Origin of the sequence: Ruegeria profundi, from assembly GCF_020171505.1 — a bacterium.
In the GTDB taxonomy this organism is placed as follows: Bacteria; Pseudomonadota; Alphaproteobacteria; order Rhodobacterales; family Rhodobacteraceae; genus Ruegeria; species Ruegeria profundi.
In genome coordinates this window covers 655,385-677,310 of the sequence record NZ_JAIUZS010000003.1, presented here as the reverse complement: position 1 = coordinate 677,310, position 21,926 = coordinate 655,385, and the positions used below count along the sequence as shown (strand labels likewise).

General features: G+C 56.4%; 23 protein-coding genes and 1 tRNA gene. 9 read left to right on the top strand and 15 right to left on the bottom strand.

Translation table 11 applies throughout. The features are described from left to right. Window positions 1-124 precede the first annotated feature (124 nt). From LCM21_RS09265 to LCM21_RS09250, 4 genes are all read left to right on the top strand, one after another. Window positions 125-901, top strand: coding sequence for an ABC transporter ATP-binding protein (locus LCM21_RS09265; RefSeq protein WP_068334421.1), 777 nt, complete (start codon window positions 125-127; stop codon window positions 899-901). A gap of 33 nt (window positions 902-934) precedes the next feature. Next, entirely contained in the window at window positions 935-1,648 is a 714-nt protein-coding gene (locus LCM21_RS09260; RefSeq protein WP_068334420.1) for a transporter substrate-binding domain-containing protein, read from the top strand. A 73-nt stretch (window positions 1,649-1,721) separates the two neighbouring features. Next, a complete protein-coding gene (locus LCM21_RS09255) occupies window positions 1,722-2,609 on the top strand; it encodes an ABC transporter permease (protein ID WP_224890537.1) in 888 nt (295 codons plus the stop codon). Beyond that, the gene (locus LCM21_RS09250; protein WP_224890339.1) at window positions 2,606-3,412 is read left to right on the top strand and encodes an ABC transporter permease; all 807 of its coding nucleotides are present in this window, start codon (window positions 2,606-2,608) and stop codon (window positions 3,410-3,412) included. Before LCM21_RS09255 ends, LCM21_RS09250 begins: the two co-directional genes overlap by 4 nt. 104 nt (window positions 3,413-3,516) lie before the next feature. Here the strand turns inward: LCM21_RS09250 and LCM21_RS09245 are convergent. Continuing rightward, window positions 3,517-3,593 (bottom strand) — tRNA-His (locus tag LCM21_RS09245). Between the two features lie 47 nt (window positions 3,594-3,640). Next, complete coding sequence (locus LCM21_RS09240) at window positions 3,641-4,123, bottom strand: GNAT family N-acetyltransferase (protein WP_224890338.1); 483 nt, start codon at window positions 4,121-4,123, stop codon at window positions 3,641-3,643. Between the two features lie 77 nt (window positions 4,124-4,200). Between LCM21_RS09240 and LCM21_RS09235 the strand changes: the two genes are divergently transcribed. Continuing rightward, on the top strand, window positions 4,201-4,389 hold the full coding sequence (locus LCM21_RS09235; protein WP_224890337.1) for a DUF6324 family protein: 189 nt from the start codon (window positions 4,201-4,203) through the stop codon (window positions 4,387-4,389). Window positions 4,390-4,392: 3 nt separating this feature from the next. Here LCM21_RS09235 and LCM21_RS09230 read toward each other — a convergent pair whose 3' ends face one another. The 6 genes from LCM21_RS09230 to LCM21_RS09205 form a co-directional block, all read right to left on the bottom strand. After that, window positions 4,393-4,824 (bottom strand): MmcB family DNA repair protein, encoded by a 432-nt coding sequence (locus LCM21_RS09230; protein WP_224890336.1) that lies wholly within the window; start codon window positions 4,822-4,824, stop codon window positions 4,393-4,395. A 672-nt stretch (window positions 4,825-5,496) separates the two neighbouring features. Beyond that, entirely contained in the window at window positions 5,497-5,793 is a 297-nt protein-coding gene (locus LCM21_RS09225; RefSeq protein ID WP_224890335.1) for a hypothetical protein, read from the bottom strand. A gap of 59 nt (window positions 5,794-5,852) precedes the next feature. Further along, window positions 5,853-6,335 carry a transcription antitermination factor NusB gene (nusB, locus tag LCM21_RS09220; protein ID WP_068334406.1) on the bottom strand — a complete coding sequence of 161 codons (483 nt, stop codon included), beginning with the start codon at window positions 6,333-6,335 and terminating at the stop codon, window positions 5,853-5,855. Continuing rightward, window positions 6,332-6,883, bottom strand: a complete 552-nt coding sequence (locus LCM21_RS09215) for a 6,7-dimethyl-8-ribityllumazine synthase (RefSeq protein WP_224890334.1) — start codon at window positions 6,881-6,883, stop codon at window positions 6,332-6,334. The genes nusB and LCM21_RS09215 overlap by 4 nt, the downstream gene beginning before the upstream one ends. Window positions 6,884-6,885: 2 nt before the next feature. Then, the gene (gene ribB, locus LCM21_RS09210) at window positions 6,886-8,007 is read right to left on the bottom strand and encodes a 3,4-dihydroxy-2-butanone-4-phosphate synthase (protein WP_224890333.1); all 1,122 of its coding nucleotides are present in this window, start codon (window positions 8,005-8,007) and stop codon (window positions 6,886-6,888) included. A 102-nt stretch (window positions 8,008-8,109) separates the two neighbouring features. Next, window positions 8,110-8,697: a riboflavin synthase gene (locus tag LCM21_RS09205; RefSeq protein WP_224890332.1), complete on the bottom strand. Its 588-nt coding sequence runs from the start codon at window positions 8,695-8,697 to the stop codon at window positions 8,110-8,112. Window positions 8,698-8,835: 138 nt separating this feature from the next. Between LCM21_RS09205 and LCM21_RS09200 the strand changes: the two genes are divergently transcribed. The 3 genes from LCM21_RS09200 (at window position 8,836) to LCM21_RS09190 (ending at window position 13,354) form a co-directional block, all read left to right on the top strand. After that, window positions 8,836-10,134, top strand: a complete 1,299-nt coding sequence (locus LCM21_RS09200; protein ID WP_224890331.1) for a capsule biosynthesis protein — start codon at window positions 8,836-8,838, stop codon at window positions 10,132-10,134. A gap of 92 nt (window positions 10,135-10,226) precedes the next feature. Continuing rightward, window positions 10,227-11,357, top strand: coding sequence for a polysaccharide biosynthesis/export family protein (locus LCM21_RS09195; protein WP_224890330.1), 1,131 nt, complete (start codon window positions 10,227-10,229; stop codon window positions 11,355-11,357). Next, window positions 11,357-13,354 (top strand): capsular polysaccharide biosynthesis protein, encoded by a 1,998-nt coding sequence (locus LCM21_RS09190; protein ID WP_224890329.1) that lies wholly within the window; start codon window positions 11,357-11,359, stop codon window positions 13,352-13,354. Before LCM21_RS09195 ends, LCM21_RS09190 begins: the two co-directional genes overlap by 1 nt. Here the strand turns inward: LCM21_RS09190 and ribD are convergent. The 4 genes from ribD to LCM21_RS09170 all read right to left on the bottom strand — a co-directional run bounded on the left by ribD (window position 13,351) and on the right by LCM21_RS09170 (window position 15,871). Beyond that, a complete protein-coding gene (ribD, locus tag LCM21_RS09185; RefSeq protein ID WP_224890328.1) occupies window positions 13,351-14,451 on the bottom strand; it encodes a bifunctional diaminohydroxyphosphoribosylaminopyrimidine deaminase/5-amino-6-(5-phosphoribosylamino)uracil reductase RibD in 1,101 nt (366 codons plus the stop codon). The genes LCM21_RS09190 and ribD overlap by 4 nt on opposite strands. Next, on the bottom strand, window positions 14,448-14,918 hold the full coding sequence (gene nrdR / locus LCM21_RS09180; protein WP_068334393.1) for a transcriptional regulator NrdR: 471 nt from the start codon (window positions 14,916-14,918) through the stop codon (window positions 14,448-14,450). Before nrdR ends, ribD begins: the two co-directional genes overlap by 4 nt. A 120-nt stretch (window positions 14,919-15,038) precedes the next feature. Continuing rightward, window positions 15,039-15,452, bottom strand: a complete 414-nt coding sequence (locus LCM21_RS09175; protein WP_224890327.1) for a secondary thiamine-phosphate synthase enzyme YjbQ — start codon at window positions 15,450-15,452, stop codon at window positions 15,039-15,041. Between the two features lie 17 nt (window positions 15,453-15,469). After that, window positions 15,470-15,871: a hypothetical protein gene (locus tag LCM21_RS09170; RefSeq protein WP_224890326.1), complete on the bottom strand. Its 402-nt coding sequence runs from the start codon at window positions 15,869-15,871 to the stop codon at window positions 15,470-15,472. Between the two features lie 307 nt (window positions 15,872-16,178). Here LCM21_RS09170 and LCM21_RS09165 point away from each other — a divergent pair, with 307 nt between their 5' ends. Then, entirely contained in the window at window positions 16,179-17,198 is a 1,020-nt protein-coding gene (locus tag LCM21_RS09165; RefSeq protein ID WP_224890325.1) for a helix-turn-helix domain-containing protein, read from the top strand. A 182-nt stretch (window positions 17,199-17,380) separates the two neighbouring features. Here LCM21_RS09165 and rpoD read toward each other — a convergent pair whose 3' ends face one another. From rpoD to LCM21_RS09150, 3 genes are all read right to left on the bottom strand, one after another. Next, on the bottom strand, window positions 17,381-19,369 hold the full coding sequence (rpoD, locus tag LCM21_RS09160; protein WP_068334388.1) for an RNA polymerase sigma factor RpoD: 1,989 nt from the start codon (window positions 19,367-19,369) through the stop codon (window positions 17,381-17,383). A 113-nt stretch (window positions 19,370-19,482) separates the two neighbouring features. Continuing rightward, window positions 19,483-21,432 (bottom strand): DNA primase, encoded by a 1,950-nt coding sequence (gene dnaG, locus LCM21_RS09155; protein WP_224890324.1) that lies wholly within the window; start codon window positions 21,430-21,432, stop codon window positions 19,483-19,485. 80 nt (window positions 21,433-21,512) lie between these two features. Beyond that, on the bottom strand, window positions 21,513-21,812 hold the full coding sequence (locus LCM21_RS09150) for a hypothetical protein (RefSeq protein WP_224890323.1): 300 nt from the start codon (window positions 21,810-21,812) through the stop codon (window positions 21,513-21,515). Window positions 21,813-21,926: the final 114 nt, after the last annotated feature.

Genomic DNA, 21,926 nt, shown 5'->3' with positions numbered 1-21,926 from the left:
CAATTTGGCGAGCAACATTGGCCGATTTGACTTTTTCGGTACGTATTCATGACAATTGCGCATTGCATTACCTCAATTTTTAAGCCCTAGTACCGCACCAACACCGACAACACATGGGTCACCTGTGACAGATTCCTCTCCAGTTATCGAAATCAAAAATCTACACAAAAGCTTCGGCAATCTGGAGGTGCTGAAAGGGGTCGATATTACGGCCAGACGCGGGGATGTCGTTTCGCTGATCGGATCCTCTGGATCCGGAAAATCAACCCTCTTACGGTGCTGCAATCTGCTGGAAGACAGCCAAGAAGGCGAGATACTGTTCAAAGGCGAGCCCGTGCGCTGGTCAGGTGAACGGCACAACCGCCGTCCAGCCGACCCAAAGCAGGTCATGCGCATCCGCACCAACCTGTCGATGGTGTTTCAGCAGTTCAACCTTTGGTCCCATATGACCATTCTGCAAAACGTGATGGAAGCTCCGGTGACCGTACTGGGCCGCGACCCGAAAGAGGTCGAAGACAGCGCCCGTAAATATCTCGACAAGGTCGGTATCGGCGACAAGTGCGACGTCTACCCGGCGCAATTGTCCGGCGGTCAGCAACAGCGCGCAGCCATTGCACGTGGTCTGTGCATGGAGCCCGAAGCCCTGCTTTTCGACGAGCCAACCTCGGCGCTGGACCCTGAGCTGGAACAGGAAGTGATCAAGGTGATCAAGGACTTGGCTGCCGAGGGTCGTACGATGATCATTGTGACCCACGACATGAAAATGGCGGCTGATATTTCAAGCCACGTCGTATTCCTGCACCATGGCCTGATCGAAGAAGAAGGGTCACCGAAAGATATCTTTACGTCCCCCGAATCCGAGCGACTTCGGGGCTTTCTCTCCGCCACAAAGGCGGCTTAAATTCAGGACAGAAAACTAACTGGGGAGTATCCAATGAAAAAACTGATTCTGACCACTGCAGCCCTGGCGCTTAGCGCAGGTATGGCTATGGCGGAGACCATCCGTCTGGGCACCGAGGGCGCATACGCACCTTGGAACTTTGTCAACGACGCGGGCGAGATCGACGGGTTCGAGCGTGAACTGGGCGATGAGCTGTGCAAGCGCGCCAACCTGGAATGCGAATGGGTCAAGAACGACTGGGATTCGATCATTCCTAACCTCGTTTCGGGCAACTACGACGCGATCATCGCGGGTATGTCCATCACTGACGAGCGTGATGAGGTCATCGACTTCACTCAGAACTACACGCCGCCAGATCCGTCTGCCTATGTCGCCATGTCCGATGGTGTTGACCTGTCAGGTGGCGTGATCGCGGCACAGACGGGCACCATTCAGGCTGGCTATGTCGCCGAATCCGGTGCAACTCTGGTTGAGTTTGCAAGCCCCGAAGAAACCATCGCAGCCGTGCGTAACGGCGAAGCAGACGCAGTTCTGGCCGACAAATCCTTCCTTGTGCCATTCACCGAAGATGGCTCGGGCCTTCTCTTCGTTGGCGACGAAGTACCGCTGGGCGGTGGCGTCGGCATGGGTATCCGTGAATCCGACGGTGAGCTGAAAGAAAAGTTCAACGCAGCCATTCAGTCCATGAAGGACGACGGCACCTTGAATGAGCTGATCACCAAGTGGGAAGTGTCCTCGACCTTCTAATTTTGCACGTCGCGGCGCGCCTGTCTTTCAAGGCGCGCCGCCTCTGAGCCCTTGCCCGTCAAGGAGGCCGACCATTTTTTCGTTCTGCACTGATCCCGATACTCTCGGCACGTTCCGTTGGTTTTCATGCTATCTGACCAATGGTGTACACTGGGTATTCTACCTGTCTTTTTTCAAGGTTTTGCTGCTTCTGGCGATCACAGCTCCGGTTGCACTGGGGTTTGGTTTCCTGGGCGCAATGGCAGCGCGGTCGCATGTCCTTCCGCTCAGCCTGCTGGGTAAGGGCTATATCGCCATCGTGCGCGGCGTACCGGATATTGCCTTTTTCATGTTCTTCGTGATTGCGCTGGATCAAGCGTTCGAATGGACACGGCACCAAATTCTCTGCCCCGAATGGACCGACCCAATCCGGCAAGGCAATGACTTCATTGTGTGCCAAGCCGCGAAACTGCCATTAGGCAGCGCACCGGAATGGGTTCACGAAACTTACGGTTTCTTTCTGGCTGTTATTACTTTTTCAATCGTTTTTGGTGCTTTTGCAGCCAATGTTCTGTTCGGCGGTATGCGCGCCGTGCCCCATGCACAGCTGGAAACGGCCGAGGCTTACGGCATGACCCGCCGCCAGACATTCTGGCGCATTCTCGTGCCGCAAATGTGGGTCTATGCCCTACCCGGCCTGTCGAACCTGTGGATGGTGTTGATCAAAGCGACGCCATTGCTGTTCCTGCTTGGAATCGAAGATATCGTCTATTGGGCACGCGAACTGGGTGCCTTCAAAAACCCGCGCTTCACCCAATACCCGCATGGCGACTGGCGCATGTGGTACTTCCTAGGCCTGCTTGTGTTCTACCTAGGCATGACCCGCGTCTCAGAAATTACCTTGGAAAAGCTGATGCGGCGCTTATCCCACGGACAAGCAACCTCGGGCGGTGAGTTGCTGCGCAAGGAGACAACCGCATGAGCTGCTTGCAAACAATCCAGGACTACGCTCTGCGCTCAGTCGGTATTGGCGAACGTCTTTTGCCAGCGAATGACTTTACCCTTTGCCAGCAGTTCACCCTTATTGGCTCGGGTATGATCTGGAACATCTATTTCGGGATAATGGCGCTTGCGACCGGGTTTTTTCTGGCCACTGCCCTTGCTCTTGGCAAGGCATCTACGAACATATGGCTGCGCAAACCGTCGGAGTGGTTTATTTTTCTGTTTCGGGGCTCTCCGCTGTTCATTCAGTTCTTCTTTGCCTACTTTTTCTTCCTGTCACTCAAGCAGAGCTTCCCCTTCCTCGACGCACTTACGTCTGCATGGCTAGGTGCTTTGATCGTGTTGTTCTTTAACACAGCAGCCTACTCGGGTGAGATTTTCTATGGTGCGCTGCGCTCGATCCCAAAGGGCGATATCGAGGCCGCAGATGCCTATGGTATGACGGGCTGGTCACGGTTCCGCCGCATAATCTGGCCAACAATGCTGCGCCTGGCGTGGCCCGCTTATACGAACGAGGCGATCTTTCTGTTCCACGCCACCACGCTGGTGTTCTTCTCGGCCTTCCCTGTCTGGCAACAACGGGGCGATGCGCTGTACTACGCGGGTTACTTCGCTGACAAGACGTTCAACCCGTTCATTCCATATCCGATTCTTGCCTTCTACTTCATCCTGCTAACCTTGGTGATCATCTGGGGGTTCGGAATGGTCAACAAGCGATTGAATCGGCACCTACCCGCTGCAAAACGCAGCAAAATGAGACTCAGGCTGAATCTGGCGCGCTAATTATAGGCGCGCCAGCCGTCACTTTGCCTGATACCAAATTAATCGCAAAATGGCTAAGTTCCAAGCGGGAAAACCACGCGCTACTTAGCGTTTTTCGAGGGATTTGGTACCGCCTCCCTGGCTTGAACAGGGGACCTCTGGATCCACAATCCAGCGCTCTAACCAACTGAGCTAAGGCGGCACTTGTGAGGGGCGATGTACCGAACGCGCCCGGGGAATGCAAGGGGATTAAAGCCGAATTTTCCAGCTTTGTTCAACAAGATTGACCCCAAAGGAATGTACCGGTTTGCTGCCTAGCAAGTGCCACCCATTCGCGCGGTACAGCGCACAGGCCTCCCGGTGGCTTTCGTGGGTCCACAACTGCATTTCCGCGTATCCCACACCACGCGCGAACCCTGTACAGGCGTCCAACAGCCGCTTTCCCAGTCCCTGCCCTCGTGCCTCTGGCACCAACAGGAAAAGCCGCAGCTTTGCGGTTTGTTCGTCAAGCTTCACACTAAAGATGCTGCCAAGCCTTTGCCCTTCGTGTTCCGCAATCCAACCCCGTTCGCACGACGGATCATGGCCGGAAACAAAGTCATCGAGGATTTGCCCGACCAAGGTACCGAACGAAGCATTGAACCCTTCGGCCTGCGCGTAAAGCGTGCCGTGTCGCTCAACCAACCAAGGTGCATCGGACGCGTAAAAAGGTCTGATCTGAACGTCTTTCATACTGCACCAAACCTCAAACGCAGCTTGATTCTCAACCCTTTCAAGGTTAGCAAAAACGCTCAGTCCCGGAGGCGAAAATGGGTATCAACACCGAACGCGACATTCAGGCCAACCTGCAGATCGGCCCAACGGATCAAGGCATGATACGTCTTTTCATCGAGGCGGACGGCATTGAAATTCCTATGGATTTCGACCCTGAGGAAGCTGAAGAAATCGCAGACGAAATCCGCGCAGCCGCGCAAGCCGCCCGGGCTTTGAAGGGCTGACCTTTAAACCCGGGGATCGCGCAGGGCCTGCAATCTGCGTGCAGCATCGGTTGCAAATTTCTGCATCATCTTTTTGCGCCTGGCTGGAGCAAGCTTGTCCTCGGGCGCCATACGCACAATTTCCGCGTCATACGCATCAGCAATGATCAGCCCGGTTTCTGCAGGCAGAAGATCCGTCGGAAAGTCTGTATCGACAGCCCAGAAAAACCGATCACACCATTCAAGATACCCCTGCCACTTGGAATCCGCCTGATAGTCCGCCCGACTGGACTTACACTCAATCACCCAAAGTTCGCCCTTTGGGCCTAAGCCCATCACGTCCACGCGCAACCCACGTGCGGGAACGAATTCCTCAACCGAAACAAAACCGTGCGCCCAAAGGTGGCGCGCAACACCGCGTGCCAGTTTCTGTCCGGGTTGCATGTCAAGCATCATCCAGAAATTGTGAACAATTAGAGAACAAATCTCAAGCCCCTAATTTTCGCAATGGAGCAGTTGCAACGCGGGCACACAGAGTGTTGCCAATCCGGTCCATAGATAACATGCCGCTGTCAAGCGATGCAGCAGTGCATAGCTAGAATGAATGATCGGTCACAATTGCCTTCAAGCGCTCAAAATGTGGACGATGGTCAGGAGCGAAATTTACCTTTTTGAAGCATTGGACCAATTGCTGTTCGCAGTTTGTGCCATAGGCCAAGATATACCCCCAGCTTAGGCAGAGTTCTCTGGGACGATTTCAGGTCACGATCGGACCTCTGCCACTTGCACTCGACCGGCACACGCCCTAACTAGTCGCTTGGCGGGTTCTGCCCTTCTTGTGACTGGTAGCATTCTGGTGGCCTTAAGCAATTCCGAGGGGGCTGGCTCTGTTCAGGTCCTGGCCTGATTACCTGGCGCCCACCTGTACATACAGGTCCTCGGGAATCACACCGCACGGTTGACTGGTGGTCCCGCCACATTCCAAATTTTATCGCACCACCAATACCGGTGTGATGCAATGGCAGAGCTGCATGACACTTAGTACGTGGCAGCGCATAGAGAAATACGGCTGCCACTTAGGCCCATCGATTAAGAGCCAATCAAAGTCTTTGGTGGTTCGCTAAAACTTCAGCTCTGCTCGACCTTCACCGGAGCGGGTTTGAAGTCGACAGCCACAGGCGTTCCGCGGCGCGGACCCTGCGGTTTTTCGGCCATATTCATGATCGCATAGGCAAATTGAACGCCGGCAAACACGATCCCGTTCATGATCCAGATCATGACCAGCGCGATCAGCCCAATATCCGACCCAGAGATCAGGCTGCGCAGGTTCGCAACGTTAAGCGCAAGAAGAACCCCAACAAAGATCGCTGAGATAACAAAGCCCCAGGCGGTTTGCGTAATGTATAGACGAATAAGTTTAGGCATGACGGGCCTCCTTGACATCACAGTCCAAGGTTAGCGCATCTATTGCTGCGGTAAAGGTGTCAGAACGCCTCGGGCTTGGCTTCGCGCGCCATATGATCCACTACCGCGTTGACAAATTTGGGTTCTTTGCCTTCCGGGAAAAAAGCGCGCGCGACATCAACGAATTCGGTGATGACGACTTTGGGTGGTGTATCGCTTTGGGTCAGTTCCGCCCCTGCCGCGCGGAACGTTGCGCGCAAGGTCGGGTCAATGCGTGCGATCGGCCATTTTGCAACAAGCGCCCGGTCGGTCATCTGGTCGATTGACGCCTGATAGTTCACCGCGTCTTCAACCAGTTTGCGGAAGACGCTGATATCACCGTCCAACATTTCCTCGCCTTCGTAGACAGCGCCGAAACGGTAATCCAGAAACTCATTCACAACCTGTTCAGTTGTCTGCCCGGATTGCTCCATTTGGAATAATGCCTGCACGGCATAAAGCCGGGCGGCAGATTTCATCAGGCGTTTCTGATTGGCCGGTTTCGGCGCGTCTGTCTGGGTCATGCTGTCGTGGATCCGTTGCTGTCGCCCGCCACAAGGATGGACTCGGACGGCGGTTTGAAACCAACGCCCTTTTTCGAAGCGCCCCACTTACGGCTGAGTGCGATCAGATGCAAGGCCGCAGCGGCTGCCCCGGCGCCTTTATTCATCTTTTTGGGGTTCGCGCGCACTTCGGCCTGACTGTCATTCTCAACTGTCAGTATGCCGTTGCCGATGCACAAACCTTGCAAACCCAACAGTTGAATAGCGCGGCTCGAGTCGTTGCACACCGTTTCATAATGTGTGGTTTCGCCACGAATGACACAGCCCAGCGCGACATAGCCATCGAAATTGCACTGGCGATCCGCCATGGCGATGGCGGTTGGAACTTCCAGCGCGCCGGGTACTTCGACCACTTCGTATGAGCCGCCAGCGGCTTCGATCTCGGCTTTTGCACCGGCGATCAGATCATCTGCGATTGCGCGGTAGAACGGTGCCACCACCAGCAACAGCTTCACTGGTTTATCAAAGCTCGGGGTCGGCAATACGCCGTGTTTGTCTTGTTCAGCCACGATCAGTCTTCCTTGAGGATGGAACGGGTGCCGACAATGGACAAGCCAAATGCGTCAAGCCCCAGATATACGGTTTTCGGCGAGTCGGTCAGCAATATCAGCTCCTGAATGCCCATCTTAGACAGGATCTGCGCACCCAGACCGGTTTGTTTGATGGTGCGGGGGCCTTCATCCTCGACTGCGTAGAGCGAATTGCGCGGCTGGCGGAACAGGCAGACCACGCCGCGACCCTCTTCAGCGATCTTTTCCATCGCGCGCGGTAATTCGCGCGACGATTTTGGCCCAAGACCCAGAATGTCAGGTGCTTCGTGCAGGGCATGGGTGCGAGTCAGGACCGGTTCGGGCGATGTTATGTCACCCTTGATCATGACAACGTGTTCGATGCCGTGGGTTTGATCAGTAAAAATCCGCATTTCCCACTCGCCACCGTATTCGGACGTAACGGTGCTGCGCGAGGTTTCGACCACCAGATTGTCGTTGCGCGCCCGGTAAGAGATCAAATCGCTGATCGTACCGATCTTCATGTCGTGTTTCTTGGCGAAGTCCACCAGATCAGGCAGGCGTGCCATAGTGCCGTCAGGTTTCATGATCTCGCAAATCACGCCCGAAGGGTTCAACCCGGCCAGGCGCGAGATGTCTACTGCGGCCTCAGTATGGCCCGCCCGCACGAGAACCCCACCCCGCTTGGCCCTTAAAGGAAAGACATGACCGGGGGTGGCGATATGCGCCATCGTGTTCTGTTCGTTGATTGCCGTCGCCACAGTCAGCGCGCGATCAGCGGCCGAAATACCGGTACTGACACCCTCACGCGCTTCGATAGACACGGTAAACGCAGTTTCGTGGCGGGACGAGTTATTGACGGCCATCATCGGCAGGCCCAGCGCCTCAATCCGCTCTGCCGTCATCGGCAGGCAGATCAGACCGCGCCCGTGCGTGGCCATAAAGTTAATCGCCTCGGCGTCGGCAAATTCGGCCGGGATTACCAGATCGCCTTCGTTTTCGCGATCTTCGTGGTCGACCAGAATATACATCCTACCCGCGCGCGCCTCATCGATGATGTCTTCAATCGGGCTGATCGCGTCGCGCAGGTGGGTCTCGACGGGTCCGGGGGTTGCAAAGCTCATGAGGCAGTCTTTCACAGGGCACGTTTGATCGGGTGGATAGACTACCAGAGTGCCAAATGCCAGAGCACATCCGGCACCAGGTGATCCCGACGCAACGTTGTTTCAGGACATCTCGGCCAGGCGCGCGACGTAGCGGGCCAGTGTGTCGATCTCAAGGTTCACCCTGTCACCCACCGAAACGTCTCCCCAGGTCGTGACCTCTTTGGTGTGTGGGATAAAGTTAATTCCGAAATCACAATCATCGACATCGTTCACGGTCAGCGAGGTTCCGTTCAACGCGACCGACCCTTTCGGCGCAATGAAGCGCGCCAGATCCTTGGGTGCACGCAATGTGACGCGGGTGCTGTCGCCTTCGTCCTGCACCGCCACCACCTCGGCCACGCCATCCACATGGCCCGACACAATGTGCCCGCCCAGTTCGTCACCAACCTTCAGAGCGCGCTCCAGATTGACACGCTTGCCTACCTGCCAGCTATCCAGATTGGTTTTCGAAACCGTCTCGGCACTGATTTGAACGTCGTACCAATCATCACCCAGCGCGATCACGGTCAGACACACCCCATCGCTGGCGATTGAGGCGCCAATATCTATGCCGGCAGTGTCATAGTCCGTTCTGATCCGGGCCCGCAGATCGCCCTTCTGATCCAGCTCGGTAACAGTGCCGATATCGGTGACGATCCCTGTAAACATTCCGCTAACCCTTAGTTCCTGATCTGGTCCAGTGTCCTCAGCCGAGGTAAGCTCATGCAGCGCGGCGGGCAAGCCCAACCTTGCCGTGAAAGGCCGAAACAGGCATTATTTTCTGAACAACAGGCAAGAGCAGTACCCATGTCACCCAACGCCACAGGCGACAAACGCCGTGTTTTCCTGTTTCTGCAGGGGCCGCATGGTCCGTTTTTCAACGGGCTTGGGCGTGTGCTTCAGGCGTCAGGAGCCAAGGTTTGGCGTGTTGGGTTCAACGCAGGGGATCAGGCGTTCTGGTTTGATAGGTCATCCTATATCCCCTACGTCGACACGCCCAATCAATGGCGGGCCACACTATCCGACCTGATTGATATACACGCCATCACGGATATCGTCCTGTACGGCGACACGCGCCCCGTTCACGCCGAAGCCGTGCAGGTCGCACGCAGTAAACAGGTCACGGTTCACGTCTTCGAGGAAGGTTACCTGCGCCCTTGGTGGGTGACATATGAACGCTTCGGCTCGAACGGCAACTCGCGTCTTATGTCACTGAACGTGGACCAGATGCGACACGCGCTGGATCAATCCATGGCGCTATCACCCCCACCGCCGTCGCATTGGGGCGACATGCGACAACACATCTTTTACGGCGCGCTCTATCATTGGTTTGTAATGTTCCTGAACAAGCGTTACCGCAATTTTCGACGGCATCGTGAACTGCCGGTTTCCAAGGAATTCAAACTATATTTCAAGCGTTTGGCGCTGATGCCATTTCACCGGCTTCAACGTCACTGGGCCACGACGCGCGCGCTTGGGAACGGGAACCCCTATCATCTGGCGTTGCTGCAATTGGCGCATGACAGTTCCGTTCGGTCCCATTCCCACTATACCAGTATGGCCGATTTTCTTGAGGATGTGATTGGGGGATTTGCCAAGGGTGCCCCGCCACACCACCGGCTTGTGGTGAAAGAACACCCACTGGAAAACCACCGCGAACCCTTAAGGCGCCGTATGCGTGAGTTGGCGCGTGCCCATGGGGTTGCAGATCGCGTGCATTATGTCCCCGGGGGCAAACTTGCCAAGCTATTGGACGGCGCAAGTTCTGCGGTGACAATAAATTCCACCGCCGGACAGCAGGCCTTGTGGCGGGGTATCCCACTGCGTATTTTTGGCAGATCGGTCTACGACAAACCCGAATTCGTATCGCGCCAACCGCTTGCAGCGTTTTTTGCTAACCCGATGCCCCCGGATCAGGACGCCTATAAAACCTATCGACAGTTTCTTCTTAAGACGAGCCAAGTTCCGGGCGGTTTTTATTCGCGCCGCGGACGGCGGCAACTCACACGTAGCGTGGCTGATATGATGTTGAATGCAAACGATCCTTATCAATCCCTACTGGCCGAGAAAGAGGCGCTGACGACACAGTTACAGATAGTTAAGTAAAACTGGACGGTTGGCGCTAGAAGTTAGTGCACGATCCGGTTAGACTTTGGCAAACAAAAGAATACAACAAAAAATACTGAGGATAACCGGCAGTGAAGCGTTTTCCAATCCGATGGATACGGGGGGTATCCCTTGTGGTGGCTATTGGTCTGCTGTCCGCGTGCCAGCTTCCAAAAGCAGGCCCCAACAAAAACGAGATTCTGGCAGGCTCAACCGAAAATGGCGGTAATGCTTTCGTGGTTGAGGTCGACGATCGCGTCGCAAGAGCGGCTGCGGCTGTTCCCCAGTTCGGGTTCCCGAATACTTTCCGCAGCGCGCAAAGTCTGGCCGCCGACACCGTACGCGCAGGCGATGTAGTAAGCCTGACGGTCTGGGAAAACGTAGATGATGGCTTGCTGTCAAGTGAGTTGAGCTCAGCCACCGTGCTAGAGCAGGTGCAGGTCGACAGCGAAGGCTTTATCTTCGTGCCCTATGCCGGACGCATTCGGGCCGCTGGCAATACCCCAGAACAGCTTCGCCAGCTGATCACCGACAAACTGCAAGATCAAACACCGGACCCACAAGTCGAGGTGCGCCGTTTTGCAGGTGATGGAGCAACGGTTTCACTGAGCGGGGAAATCGGAGCGCCGGGACTCTATCCGATTGAGCGACCCAGCCGCACCTTGTCCGGGATGCTGTCAAGGGCCGGAGGTGTATCGCTGGGTGCGGATATCGCCCTTGTCACCCTGATCCGCGGCAATGAACGCGGAACAGTCTGGTACGACGATCTGGTCCGCGACCCCAAACTTGATGTCGCATTGCGTGGCGGGGATCGCATTCTGGTCGAGGCAGACAGCCGAACATACATCGCACTTGGGGCAACCGGTCAATCACGCGTGGCGTTTGACACGCAGGACCTGTCCGCGCTTGAGGCGCTGGCGCAAGTCGGCGGTCTGCAATCTTTGTCCTCGGACCCCACGGGGATTTTTGTACTGCGCAAGGAAAGGCAAGACATTGCCCGCGCCGTTATGGGCCGTCAGGAATTGCAGGGCGATCAGCGCATGATCTACCTTCTGAACCTCAACGCACCCAATGGGCTGTTTGTCGCAAGGGATTTCGTTATCCGCGACGACGACACGATTTACGTCACCGAAGCTCCGTACGCACAGTGGAGCAAGTCGATTTCACTGATTGCAGGTGGTTTGACGCCGGTTGCAAACGTTGCCACGCTGACGGGCGGCTGATGCAGAGTGAGCCAACAGCCGGGACACAGCGAACCCGGCTGTTTGTCTACAACGGCGGCTTTCTGACGAACCGCCGCATTCGTCGGATACTCAACCTCAAAGGCTATGACATTCGCTTGGGATTGCCCCGGGAAAACGATGTTGTTGGCATCTGGGGGAATAGTCCAACAGCGCACCGTGGCCTGGAAATAGCGGCCCGACGGAAGGTGCCCGTTCTAAAGGTCGAAGACGCCTTTTTGCGCTCATTGCATCCGGGGCGGGGTGGAGAGCCCCCTCTGGGCTTGCTGATTGATCGAACCGGCGTGCATTTTGACCCTTCGCAGCCATCGGATCTTGAAACCCTGCTGGCAACTCATCCGCTGGACGACACCGCATTGTTGAACCAGGCTCGGTACGGGGCTGAAAGGATGCGCGATCTGCATCTTAGCAAATACTCTGCCGTTGATCCGGAATTACCGTCCCCCAAGCCTGGATATGTTCTGGTGGTCGATCAGGCACGGGATGATGCCTCGGTCATTGCCAGCGCAGGAGATGACGCGCGATTTCGTGAAATGCTGGTCATGGCGCAAGAGGAAAACCCCGGCGCCCGCGTTTTGATCAAGACACACCCCGAAACCGTTGCAGGGCATCGCAGCGGATATTTCTCGGATCAAGACCTGTCTGATCGCGTTTCATTTGTCACGACGCCCATAAGCCCATGGGCTTTGCTAGAGGGCGCAGTCGGCGTCTACACCCTTTCCTCTCAACTCGGGTTTGAGGCCATCATGGCCGGACACAAGCCCCGCATATTTGGCCAACCCTTCTATGCTGGCTGGGGGCTGACGCAGGATGAGGCATTCCCTCCACGCCGACAGCGCAACCTGACCCGAGCGCAATTGTTTGCAGCGGCGATGATCCTATACCCCACATGGTACGACCCCTATCGGGACAGGCTATGCGAGTTGGAAACCGTGCTGGATACGCTCGAAGCGCAGACACGCGCATGGCGTCAGGATTACAAGGGCTGGACCGCGTCCGGCATGCGGTTGTGGAAGCGCAAACACCTGCAACAGATGTTCGGCCGCGAGAGAAAAGTTCAATTTACCAACGCCCCTCCCGATCGGTCTGACCGCCCCCACATGGTGTGGGCCAGCCACGCCCGCGAAGCGGAAGGCGCAGTTCGGATCGAGGACGGGTTTCTGCGGTCAAAAGGTTTGGGTGCCAGACTGGTGCCGCCTGTGTCGTTGGCGACAGATGATTTGGGTATTTATTACGACCCGACGCAGCCAAGCCAGTTGGAAGAGTGGATAGCCGCGCGCGAAACCTTGCGCCCAGATCAGGAATTGCGGGCTGAACGGTTGGTGGCGCGGATCATCGCGGGCGGGATTAGCAAGTACAATACTGGGGGCGCTGTCCCAAATCTGCCCCAAGGACACCGTATTCTAGTTCCGGGGCAGGTCGAAGACGATGCCTCAATCCTGCTTGGCAGTTCATCAGTGCGCACCAATACCGACCTGCTGCGCACCGCGCGCGAAGCAAATCCAAACGCCGTCCTGATCTACAAACCTCACCCGGATGTTGAGGCCGGACTGCGCGAAGGCAGGCCTGATGACCCAAGTCTTGCCGATGTGATTGCATCGAATACCGATCCGGCTGACTTGTTGTCTCACGTGCAAGAGGTCTGGACAATCACATCCTTGCTTGGGTTCGAGGCGCTACTACGTGGGGTCAGTGTGACGACACTTGGCGCGCCTTTCTATGCCGGCTGGGGGCTAACGAATGATTTGGGAACAGTGCCTGCACGACGGGGCGCACGGCCCTCTGTTCTTGGGTTGGCGCATGCCGCACTGATTGACTATCCACGATATCTGGACCCGGCCACGGGGCTACCCTGCCCTGCCGAGGTCGCCTTGCAACGCCTGTCCGAGGGATATGAGCGCAAAGGCGGCCTGTCACTTCGCCTGTTGTCCAAGCTGCAAGGTTTGTTTGCCACGCATGCAGGTTTGTGGCGGCGCTAGCGCAGCGCGCGCGCCCAACGATGCAAAATGTCCGGCCCGATGGCGCGGGCCTCGATCAGCTCAAAACGAGGGGCCGACTCTAATCGCTCCAAACCAAGCGACCCAATGGCGGGCAAGCCCTCTGCCCCGATGGTCAGGCCCGCAGTGAAGCCGACCAGCTCATCCACAAGGTCATCGGCCAACAAAGAAGCTGCGAGCGCCGAGCCACCTTCGCAAAATACCCGCGTCAGGCCAGCCTGCCCCAATTGCTGCAACAGATCGGCTGCATCTATGTGATGTTCTTCAAGCGCACAGGGGATCAGACGGGCGCCCAACCCCTCCCACGCTCGGGCACGTTCTGGGTCGGGGGACGGGCCATGACACAGCCAGACGGGCACATCAGACGCTGTTCGTGCCAGTTGGCTCATCAAGGGAATATCCAGATGGCGCGAGACGATAACCCTCACTGGCTGTGTCGAAATCCCCAGATCGCGAACCGTCAGCGAGGGATCGTCGGCCCTGGCGGTGCCCGCTCCGACCATCACCGCATCATGACTGGCCCGCATGGCATGCACAGCCCGCCGCGCCTTGGGCCCGGTAATCCACTGGCTGTGCCCGGTTGAAGTGGCGATCCGGCCATCGAAACTGCTGGCCAGCTTGAGCGTTACAAATGGCCGACCTTGTTCTGTTTTAAGAAAGAACCCCGCGTGATCGCGTGCGGCTTGTTCGGCCAGAACACCGGTAGTGACCTCGATCCCCGCTTCGCGCAGCATAGCAAAGCCCTGCCCGGCCACGCGTGGATCGCTGTCCTCGATCGCGGAAACAACCCGCGCCACACCCGCCTTGATCAACGCCTCGGCACACGGGGGTGTTTTGCCGTGATGTGCACAAGGTTCAAGCGAGACATAGGCCGTTGCCCCGCGCGCGGCCTCTCCGGCCTGGGCCAAAGCTTGTGTTTCGCCATGTGGCCGACCACCGGGTTGCGTCCAGCCACGCCCAACGATCCGGCCATCGCGCACAATAACGCAACCTACGGCCGGGTTCGGCCAGCACGTCCCTTGACCGCGCTGACCCAATGACAAGGCCAGCGCCATATATCGCTTATCTGTTTCGCTCACTCGTCCGTCGAAGGCTGCGGCGGTCGCAGTTCGTGGACGAACTCCTCGAAGTCATCGGCCGCCTGGAAATTCTTGTATACACTCGCAAAGCGAACATAGGCCACGGTGTCGATCCGCGCCAGAGCTTCCATCACAATCTCACCGATCTTTCTGGACGGGATATCCGTATCTCCCATGCTTTCCAGACGACGCACGATCCCGGAAATCATCTGGTCGATGCGCTCCGGGTCGATAGGACGTTTTTGCATAGAAATCCGGATTGAGCGTTCCAGCTTGTCCCTGTCAAAATCCTCGCGCTTACCGTTGGTCTTGATAACCACAAGGTCACGCAGTTGCACCCGTTCATACGTGGTAAAGCGCCCCCCGCAAGCGGGACAAAACCGACGCCTGCGGATCGCGACGTGATCCTCTGCCGGGCGTGAATCTTTGACTTGAGTGTCGATATTTCCGCAAAACGGGCAGCGCATCCGCCGTCTCCTCGTCCCTTGTTCCGCCTCTTTTGTAAGCGCTGCGGCTTACTTATCCACAACTATAGGACACCCGCTAGGATTTGGGTAGTCGGAATTTTTCACCGCTAAATAAAGGGGTCACGAAAAATGCGCAGCGACGTTTCGATTATGCGGTGCGCTACGGTGTTCAAACAAATAAATCCCCTGCCATGTGCCAAGAACAGGCCGCCCAGACGTCACGGGTATCGCAAGCGAAACAGGCAACAGCGCGGCCTTGATATGGGCTGGCATATCGTCCGGGCCTTCATACGTGTGCCGCAGGTAAGCCATGGAAGGATGGTTGGACGGTGGCACCAGCCTCTCGAAAAATACCCGCAAATCTGTTTGCACGTCGGGGTCGGCGTTTTCCTGGACAAGCAGTGAACAGGACGTATGTCGGACAAACAGCGTCAGAAGCCCATCGCGCGCGATGGGCTTTAGCCAGTCACGCACGTCCGAGGTAAATTCGTACAACCCCGGACCCTGCGTCGATAACTCGAACTCGGTCTGCATTCTTTGTTTGATCTTTGTTAATTGATGAACGGGCGGCCTCTGCATCGGGCATTGGCAGCCTGAACAGACATACTGTATCCCGGCTGAAATCCGGAAGAGAAAACGCCGCTTGACTGCTGCGGGGCGCCCTCTGGTGCGACCAGCGTAAATTGTACCGCCGTTCTGCGGCCTGTCGCCTCGCTAGGACCATAGCCGCGCTTTACATAGATGCGCTGCTGCCAGCCTGCCCCCAACGTTCTGCGGGCAAAGTCTGCTGCCGCGCACCAATACCCATCCGTATCCGTTCGGCCGCGCGGGATCACTTCGAAAACCGAGTCATTCACCGCAACCGTCTGAAAGCCCAAACGGCCGTTAAATGCTGTAGCCGGAGTGCCGAGCACGACAGCCGCAAAAACCACATAAGTCATAAGCTTTTTCATAATCATACTCTTTTGCTGTTTCGAGGTACGTAACGACGTAGCTTGCTTTGAAACCCAACAAAGCCCAATCACAAGGAATTCAGCCGGGACTGACGAGGGGGCGAAATCTGCATCGGCATGCCCCAAAACCCACCCAAACACGGAACAGATTTTTTGCCAAAGGCAATGACAACCTGAATATGTAATTTTTTCTTGTTTTTAACTGCCAGAACCATTCGAATTTCAGTCAATTGATCTAGACTTATTATCACACCGTGTTTTCCGTCGAATTGGCGGGAAGCAGATTGAAAGCACAGTGGAGAAGGTCATGGAAGTTGATATCGCCCGCCTTCAACTCTTGACCCGCGTGCTTGATCAACAAACTAACGGCACTGAAGCGTCGGATCGCATTCTCGAAAAATGCAAGCTGAGCCGCAGCGCACTCTCTGACTCTACGTCCATGTGCAGCGCCCACCAAGAGGCCCTGTTTGCACGATATGCGTGCGATGTAGTGGGCGATATCACGTTCGCGGCGCAAGCCGGGTTGCAGTTTTCAGCCTCGTCCAGCCTGACGGCATATATAAGCAAGTATTCACGTGACTTACGGCAAGTCATCGAGAACACGTCGCGATTTCACCAAATCATTGACCCCGCTATCGCCTTCACCCTGCGATTGGCCGGGAACTTCGCCACCATCGAAGCTGATTGGAAGGATGCCAGTTATGCCCGCTACCACCGAAGGACCGAATTCCTGATCTTCGCTGGGTTGGCCCGTATGCGGACCCTCACGCAGTCAAATTTCTATCCGATCGAGATCAGGTTTCAGCACGAAGTAGGCAGAAACAGCGAAAGGTTTCAAAAACTTGCAGGATTTCCAATCGTCTTTGGCGCAGAAAAGCTGGAAATCGTGGTGGCCGTGTCCACGCTAGACTTGCCCATTCCCACCTACGATTCAAACCTGCGCGCGCATCTTCTGCAATATGCCGAGCACGTTCTGGCCGAGCGAAAATCTCCCAAGCAGCCGCTTCGTGCTCAGGTCGAAGGGCTGATCACACGGTCGATGCCTGGCAAGATCATCAACGCGGACGAGGCTGCCGCCGATCTGGGGATGAGTCCCCGCACCTTTGCGCGGCGGCTCAAGCACGAGGGTACCAGTTATCGCGGAATCGTCGATGACCTGAAATGCGATCTGGCGCAAACATTTATCACCAATGGCATGCCTTTGTCCGAAATCGCCTATGCGCTTGGCTATGCCGACCAGCCGGCCTTTTCAACGGCCTTCAAACGCTGGACTGGTCAAGTCCCCAGTGCGTTCCGCAGTCGACTGAACTTTACGGGGGGGTCTTGAATCGGGCGACCGGGGGTCATGAGCAACTCAGCCTCGCCCCGGCCTGTCCCGTGAGTGGACATCAGACATATAAAGGGACGTATTGACTTCGCCTTGTGAGTTGCCGCCAATTTTACCGGAAAAGCGGTCAACGTGACCTTCTGTGAACGAAAAAAGGCGCCTCGAATGAGGCGCCTTTGGTATTATTGATCCAGGAAGGACCGCAGCTTACGCGACCGGCTGGGGTGTTTCAACTTACGCAGCGCTTTCGCTTCAATCTGGCGAATACGTTCGCGGGTCACGCTAAATTGTTGGCCGACCTCCTCAAGCGTATGGTCGGTATTCATACCAATGCCAAATCGCATCCGCAGGACACGTTCCTCACGCGGAGTAAGTGACGCCAGAACCCGTGTGGTCGTTTCCTTGAGGTTTTCCTGAATGGCGCTGTCCAGAGGCAGAACCGCATTTTTGTCCTCGATGAAATCGCCAAGTTGGCTGTCTTCCTCGTCGCCAATCGGTGTTTCAAGGCTAATCGGCTCTTTGGCGATCTTCATCACCTTCCGAACCTTCTCAAGCGGCATCTGCAGCTTTTCGGCCAGCTCCTCGGGCGTAGGCTCGCGACCGATCTCGTGCAGCATCTGGCGACCAGTCCGAACCAGTTTGTTGATCGTCTCGATCATGTGAACCGGGATACGGATCGTACGAGCCTGATCCGCAATCGACCGTGTAATCGCCTGACGGATCCACCACGTCGCGTAGGTCGAGAATTTGTAGCCGCGGCGATATTCGAACTTATCCACCGCTTTCATCAAGCCTATGTTGCCTTCCTGAATAAGATCCAGGAATTGCAGGCCGCGGTTCGTGTATTTTTTAGCAATCGAGATCACAAGGCGCAGGTTGGCTTCGACCATTTCTTTCTTGGCCTGCCGAGCCTCCTTCTCACCCTTCTGAACCTGCTGTACGATACGGCGGAATTCGCTGATATCCAGACCGACATACTGACCGACCTGGGCCATATCGTTACGCAGTTCCTCGACCTTGTCGGTCGAGCGTTCGATGAACATCTGCCAGCCCCGGCCCGGTTTTTCAGCCATCTCGGCCATCCAGTTCGGGTCCAGTTCGCGGCCGCGATAGGCGTCAATGAATTCGCGACGGTTAATGCGCGCCTGATCCGCCAGCTTCACCATCGCACTGTCCAGCGACATGACGCGGCGGTTAATGCCATAAAGCTGGTCGATCAGCGCCTCAATCCGGTTGTTATGCAGATGCAGACCATTCACCAGTTCGACAATTTCGGCCCGCAACTTTTGATAGGTTGCTTCATCCTTCGCACTGAACGAACCATCTTCGTTCAACGTGGCGGAAATCCGGCTATCCTGCATTTCCGACAGCATCGAGAAGTCTGTTGAAATACGCTCAAGCGTGGTCAGAACCTGATCTTTCAGCGCGGCTTCCATCGCAGCCAGCGACATATTGGCCTGATCGTCCTCATCATCGTCATCATCGCTGGCGATCGGATTGCCGTCTGCGTCCAGTTCTGGGCCTTCTTCCTTTGCAGGCTTTGCGGCCTGAACGACAGATGTGTCAACGACAGGCTCTTCGACATCTCCATCTTCGTCCATCTGGTTGCCAAACGTGGCCTCAAGATCGATGACGTCGCGCAGCAGAATGTCTTCGGAAAGAAGTTCGTCGTGCCAGATGGTGATCGCCTGGAAGGTCAGCGGGCTTTCGCACAGCCCTGCGATCATGGTGTTGCGCCCAGCCTCAATCCGTTTGGCGATGGCAATCTCGCCCTCACGGCTCAGCAGTTCGACGCTACCCATCTCACGCAGGTACATGCGGACGGGGTCATCGGTGCGGTCCAGCTTTTCGGTGGCAGCACCAGCCAACGCAACCTCACGGTTGCTTTCGGTCGTGGTAAGTTCGGTCGAGCCTTTGTTTTCTTCTTCTTCGGCTTCTTCATCTTCGATGATGTTGATGCCCATTTCGGACAGCATCGACATGACGTCTTCGATCTGTTCCGAGCTGACCTGATCCGGTGGTAGAACCTGATTGAGCTGGTCGTAGGTGATATACCCTTTTTCGCGGGCCTCAGCGATCATCTTCTTGACCTGGGCCTGGCTCATATCCAGCGAGATTTCCTGTTCCTGCTCGTCGGATTTGCGGTCTTCGTTCGTATCCTTGGCGGCCATTCAATGCTCCTGCAGGGATGGGTGATTCGTTTGACCGAATCATTAGCGCGTAGAAATGATTCGGCTACCCGTTTACCTGTTTTTCTTTTCCAGTGCCTTACGAAAACACCACCTTAACGGCGTTTTCGTTCGAAATTGATTCCCGACATAATCGCCTCAAACGCGTCTTTTTCGTCGCGATTAATGCGCGCACCATTGTCCGCGACGTCAAAAACGGCCCTGTCCTCATTCTGGCTCCGGCTTGCGCGGTTGCGCTCTTCGGCGGCTTGCGCCAGACGATATGTCAACGCCTCATCTGCCAGATCAGACAGCTCCTCTTCGGCTTCGGCAATCTCTGCATCCAACCCCCGGAGCGCTTTGATCTTTGCGAGTTCTTCGGCCAGCGTCATCTCGGCCTTTTCAACGTCGCCCGGTTTATACACACAGGGGATCACTGCGACATGGCGAAGGGCCAGCAGGTTTTCAAGGGCTTCGGGCCCCAAAGATGCAGCGATGTGGTCTTTAAGGTTGTCTGGATCATCTATCGCGTGGCGCAGGATCGCGTTTCGCAGCGCCGCATGATCAGGATCACGGCATTCCATATCTTCCAACTGATGCTCGAATTGCACCACAACCTGCGGATTCAAAATGGAAATGGCCAGAATGGCAGCTTCCCGTAGTTGGATTTCCGCATTTTCGGACGATGCAAGGAATGAGGCCCGCGCGCCGGGTGTTGCGGGTTGTTTCTGTGGTTGCCATTTACCACGCGGCTGCCATTGCCGGCCCTGAGTTTGGCGCTGCGGGCGGAAAAGCTTCCAGCGAAGGTCCTTGATCTCTTGGCCATAGTGAGACCTTATCGACGGGTCGCGGATCAGCTTTATCTTGTCGCGCAGTACCTTATCCAGTGCCGCCTTACGCTCGGGGCTATCAAACACCTTGCCTTCGGTTTCGCGCTGCCACAGCAATTTGACCATCGGAATGGCCCCATCCAACACGGCCTGCACCGCCCCTGCCCCTTCGGCACGCAGCAGGTCATCAGGGTCCTTTCCTTCTGGCATGAGGGCAAAGCGCAGAGATTTGCCGGCCTCCAAAAGCGGTAGCGCCAGATCAACAGCGCGCATCGCGGCGCGCAGACCTGCGGTATCACCGTCAAGGGCGATGATCGGCTCATCCGCAATGCGCCACAGCAATTGCAGCTGATGCTCGGTGATCGCGGTGCCCAAAGGAGCCACCGACGCGCCGAACCCGGCCTCGGCCAGCGCAATCACGTCCATGTAACCTTCGGCGACGATCAAGGGCTGCCCTTTGCCAGCCGATTGCCGTGCGGGCCCATGATTGTAAAGACTGCGACCTTTGTCGAACAACTCGGTCTCAGGCGAATTCAGGTACTTGGCGTTATCACTGGGGTCCATCGCCCGACCGCCAAAAGCGATGCAACGCCCACGCGGATCGCGGATCGGGAACATGATCCTGTTGCGGAAAGTATCGTAGGGTTTCTTGCCCTTGCTTGACGTTTTCGCCAGCCCTGCGGCAAGGATCAGATCTTCCTCGATGCTCTTGCCGCGAAGATGATCCCAAAGGGCTTGCCACCCATCCGGCGCAAACCCAATCTCCCATCGCTCCAAAGCCTGCGCGTCCAACCCGCGGCGGGTCAGGTAATCGCGCGCGGCACCCCCTGCCCCAGTTTTCAGTTGCAAGCGAAAAAACTGAGCCGCCTGCTCCATCACGTCAGCAAGTTGCGAGCGGCGATCCTGCTTTTCCTGCGCCTTCGGGTCGCGGGCGGGCATCGGCATTCCTGCCTCGCGCGCCAGAATCTCAACCGCTTCGATGAACGAGACATTCTCGGTCTCTTTCACAAAATTGATCGCGTCGCCTTTGGCGTGGCACCCGAAGCAGTAGTAAAACCCCTTTTGGTCATCGACATGGAAAGACGCGGTCTTTTCATGGTGGAACGGGCACGGCGCCCACATATCGCCCTTGCCCTGGTTGGACTTGCGCTGATCCCACATAACCTTGCGCCCAACGACCTGAGACAGGCTGAGCCGGGTACGCAGTTCATCAAGAAATCCGGGGGGCAGTGACATGGTTCAAGCTTCGCAGAAATGTAAACGCGCGCCAAGAGTACGACGCGCACTTGTCCACAGAGAAATCGCCGCCCTGTGGACTATTGTTGCAGGCAAAGCTCCAACCAAGCCGCGCCCAAATCTTTTTTGCGCACATCACGCATCTTTTGCTCATACACCCAAGGGGTAATCAGTGGGATCGCAGCATTGTAGTTTTCTGGCCACGCAGGCGACGTCTCAGCCACCGCTTGTGGCACGTCGCGTTCTTTGACCCTGTCCAGCCGGGCCTTTTGAATCGCCGCAACGACATCGGCCTGATACTGGCAGCTTTGTTCTTTCGTTTCTTCGGCCGCCAAAGGTGTGGCCAGCAGCACAAAGGCAGCTAGGGCGGTGCGCAACATAAGAGTCTCCCGGAATCGTTTCTTTCCCGGCAGCTTACCTGCCCGAGTGACCGTCTGCTATCACCCTTTTCGTCACGCACCCGCGGTCGTGGCAGACCAGCACTGCAGTCGGTT

Excerpts from the sequence above, each read along its gene's own strand:
- LCM21_RS09165 (WP_224890325.1), top strand. The coding sequence starts at position 16,179 with ATGGAAGTTGATATCGCCCGCCTTCAACTCTTGACCCGCGTGCTTGAT.
- LCM21_RS09190 (WP_224890329.1), top strand. The coding sequence starts at position 11,357 with ATGCAGAGTGAGCCAACAGCCGGGACACAGCGAACCCGGCTGTTTGTC.
- LCM21_RS09225 (WP_224890335.1), bottom strand. The coding sequence starts at position 5,793 with ATGCCTAAACTTATTCGTCTATACATTACGCAAACCGCCTGGGGCTTT.
- LCM21_RS09240 (WP_224890338.1), bottom strand. The coding sequence starts at position 4,123 with ATGAAAGACGTTCAGATCAGACCTTTTTACGCGTCCGATGCACCTTGG.
- LCM21_RS09205 (WP_224890332.1), bottom strand. The coding sequence starts at position 8,697 with ATGTTTACAGGGATCGTCACCGATATCGGCACTGTTACCGAGCTGGAT.
- LCM21_RS09235 (WP_224890337.1), top strand. The coding sequence starts at position 4,201 with ATGGGTATCAACACCGAACGCGACATTCAGGCCAACCTGCAGATCGGC.
- ribB (WP_224890333.1), bottom strand. The coding sequence starts at position 8,007 with ATGAGCTTTGCAACCCCCGGACCCGTCGAGACCCACCTGCGCGACGCG.
- rpoD (WP_068334388.1), bottom strand. The coding sequence starts at position 19,369 with ATGGCCGCCAAGGATACGAACGAAGACCGCAAATCCGACGAGCAGGAA.
- LCM21_RS09250 (WP_224890339.1), top strand. The coding sequence starts at position 2,606 with ATGAGCTGCTTGCAAACAATCCAGGACTACGCTCTGCGCTCAGTCGGT.
- LCM21_RS09230 (WP_224890336.1), bottom strand. The coding sequence starts at position 4,824 with ATGATGCTTGACATGCAACCCGGACAGAAACTGGCACGCGGTGTTGCG.
- LCM21_RS09200 (WP_224890331.1), top strand. The coding sequence starts at position 8,836 with ATGTCACCCAACGCCACAGGCGACAAACGCCGTGTTTTCCTGTTTCTG.
- LCM21_RS09170 (WP_224890326.1), bottom strand. The coding sequence starts at position 15,871 with ATGAAAAAGCTTATGACTTATGTGGTTTTTGCGGCTGTCGTGCTCGGC.
- nrdR (WP_068334393.1), bottom strand. The coding sequence starts at position 14,918 with ATGCGCTGCCCGTTTTGCGGAAATATCGACACTCAAGTCAAAGATTCA.
- LCM21_RS09175 (WP_224890327.1), bottom strand. The coding sequence starts at position 15,452 with ATGCAGACCGAGTTCGAGTTATCGACGCAGGGTCCGGGGTTGTACGAA.
- dnaG (WP_224890324.1), bottom strand. The coding sequence starts at position 21,432 with ATGTCACTGCCCCCCGGATTTCTTGATGAACTGCGTACCCGGCTCAGC.
- LCM21_RS09150 (WP_224890323.1), bottom strand. The coding sequence starts at position 21,812 with ATGTTGCGCACCGCCCTAGCTGCCTTTGTGCTGCTGGCCACACCTTTG.
- LCM21_RS09260 (WP_068334420.1), top strand. The coding sequence starts at position 935 with ATGAAAAAACTGATTCTGACCACTGCAGCCCTGGCGCTTAGCGCAGGT.
- nusB (WP_068334406.1), bottom strand. The coding sequence starts at position 6,335 with ATGACCCAGACAGACGCGCCGAAACCGGCCAATCAGAAACGCCTGATG.